Source organism: Mesorhizobium sp. M7A.F.Ca.US.007.01.2.1 (assembly GCF_003998165.1).
Taxonomy (GTDB): domain Bacteria; phylum Pseudomonadota; class Alphaproteobacteria; order Rhizobiales; family Rhizobiaceae; genus Mesorhizobium; species Mesorhizobium ciceri.
In genome coordinates this window covers 1-2,118 of the sequence record NZ_RZQP01000437.1, presented here as the reverse complement: position 1 = coordinate 2,118, position 2,118 = coordinate 1, and the positions used below count along the sequence as shown (strand labels likewise).

The window sequence follows — 2,118 nt, the reverse complement described above, 5'->3', positions numbered from 1 at the left end:
GGATCAGCCGGTCGATCCGCTCGGGCGCGTGGATGCCGAGCCACTGCGCGACGAACCCGCCGAGCGACAGGCCAAGGAAATGTACGCGTTGCAGGTCGAGCGCATCGAGCAACTCGATGACGTCGCGGCCAAGCCGGTCCAGCGAATAGGCGCCGACCGGAACGCTCGATCCGCCATGGCCGCGAAAATCGTAGCGCAGGACACGAAAATGCTTCGACAATTCGCCGACCTGCCCATCCCACATGTGCAGCGTGGTGCCGATGGAATTCGACAGCACCAGCACCGGCTTGCTTGCCTCGCCGTCGAAGCGGTAGGCGATGCGCGTGCCATCGCCCGTTGTGACGAAATTCAGCTCATTCATGATGAAGATTCCTTCTGGAACGTTGAACGAGACAGAGCCTAGCTGTGGAGCGATTTTGTTGATATTACAAAGATAAGACAATCTCTGTAACAAAAACTGACATGGCCGAATTCACCCTGCACGATCTGCAATGCTTCGATGCGGTGGTCCGCACCGGCGGTTTTCAGCCTGCGGCGGCCATGCTGTATCGCTCGCACCCCGCGGTGTTCGCCGCCGTCGCCAAGCTGGAGCGACAGCTCGGCCTCGTCCTTTTGGATCGCAGCGGCTATCGCGTGCGTCCGACCGAGGCCGGGCTGTCGTTCCACCGCCGAGCGCTATCGCTGCTGCGCGAGATGGACGGTTTGCGCGTCCATGCCGCCCAGTTGGCGATGGGTGAGGAAAGCGAGATCCATGTGGTGATCGGCGACCTGTGCCCGCGCCCGCAGGTGCTGGGCATGCTCGGGCGATTCTTCGCACAGTTGCCCGGCACGCGCCTGCATCTGCATTTCGAAGCGGTGGGCGGCCCATGGGAGCGTCTCTTCGACGACGAAGCCGACCTGATCCTGCACTGGGTCGACAAGGGCGATGCGCGGGTGGAATGGGTCGATTTGTGCAAGGTGTCCTTCATTCCCGTGGTGGCGCCGGGCTTTCTGCCTCAGCGTATCGAGCAGCCGATCACCCCGGACCAGATGCAGGCACTCACCCAATGCGTCATGCGCGACAGCGCCCGCCATTCGCCACAACAAAACTATTCGCTGATCGAAGGCGCGCCGCAATGCCTCGTCGCCGACCAGGGCATGAAGAAGGAGATCATCCTGCAGGGCCTTGGCTGGGGCCACCTGCCCCGCTTCCTGATCGAGGAAGAACTGCAGGACGGACGCCTGCACTCCATTGCCGGCCGTCATCTGCCGGGCCGCACCGACGAACTGGTGGTGGCGCGCCGCCGCGACCGGCCGCATGGGCCGATCGCGAACCGGCTGTGGGATCATATCCAGCAGGAAGCGCCGGCATTGCGCCGTGTGCTCGAAGCGCCGAAATCCGCCGAGGAAGTCAGCGGCCAACCAGCCAGCGAAAAGCGCGACGGATGAACGTTTGAGCGTCCTCCGTCACTGGTTCGCCGTGCGCCATCAGCACTCTTTCGGCCGGCCATGCCAGTATGCGTTGAAGAGCGGCACGCGCGGCGCGCCGGTCGGTAAAGCCGGCGCGGAATTTTCGCGGCACTGAGGGCTCTGCGGCCACCATCAGATCCAGCCGGGCTACGAGCGCCCGCCAGCCCTTGAACCATCCGGCGTGGAAATGCTGGATCAGATCGGTGAACAACACTGTCCTGCTTGCGCGGTGGAAGAAGACAATCTCGGTGGTGATCCTGTTGCCGCGCACGACGACCTGGTCGAGATCGTCCGCCCAGTCGGCGGCAGGCGTATCGCCGAGCTCGCCGCAGAAGAGGATATCTCGGCGCTTTTCCCGCAGGCCGGGTGGCGCATAGACCTTGGCATCGGGATAGCCGCGCTGCCAGTCAGCGAGAAACACGTGGTGAAGCGAATTGGGCGGGATCAGGAAGCGCACCACGCCCAGAGCGTCCACATCGGCGCGCAGCTCGTTCGTGAGCTCTACCGGTGACCAGATGAACAAACCGCCCCCGGACAATCCGATAACGGCCATACGCGTGGGATAGTGAAAGCCGGCGGCCGCCGTGACGATCGGACCATCCGCAATCCAGATCCCAAGGCCGAATTCCTTGAGACTACCAGCCATTTGCACATTGCTTCCCATAGAGC

Annotated in this window: 3 protein-coding genes; 1 reads left to right on the top strand and 2 read right to left on the bottom strand. The window is 63.1% G+C overall.

Annotation, left to right across the window (positions count from 1 at the left end; all coding sequences use genetic code 11):
• Positions 1-361, bottom strand: a 361-nt coding sequence (locus EN949_RS34820; RefSeq protein WP_127371970.1) for an alpha/beta fold hydrolase, incomplete at its 3' end; no start/stop codon positions are given.
• A gap of 101 nt (positions 362-462) precedes the next feature.
• Between EN949_RS34820 and EN949_RS34815 the strand changes: the two genes are divergently transcribed.
• Positions 463-1,428: a LysR family transcriptional regulator gene (locus tag EN949_RS34815; RefSeq protein ID WP_013530130.1), complete on the top strand. Its 966-nt coding sequence runs from the start codon at positions 463-465 to the stop codon at positions 1,426-1,428.
• Here EN949_RS34815 and EN949_RS34810 read toward each other — a convergent pair.
• Positions 1,391-2,113 carry a DUF4336 domain-containing protein gene (locus EN949_RS34810; protein WP_224620599.1) on the bottom strand — a complete coding sequence of 241 codons (723 nt, stop codon included), beginning with the start codon at positions 2,111-2,113 and terminating at the stop codon, positions 1,391-1,393. The genes EN949_RS34815 and EN949_RS34810 overlap by 38 nt on opposite strands.
• Between the last annotated feature and the right edge of the window lie 5 nt (positions 2,114-2,118).

Coding starts and splice junctions, on each gene's coding strand:
- EN949_RS34815 (WP_013530130.1), top strand. CDS start 463: ATGGCCGAATTCACCCTGCACGATCTGCAATGCTTCGATGCGGTGGTC.
- EN949_RS34810 (WP_224620599.1), bottom strand. CDS start 2,113: ATGGGAAGCAATGTGCAAATGGCTGGTAGTCTCAAGGAATTCGGCCTT.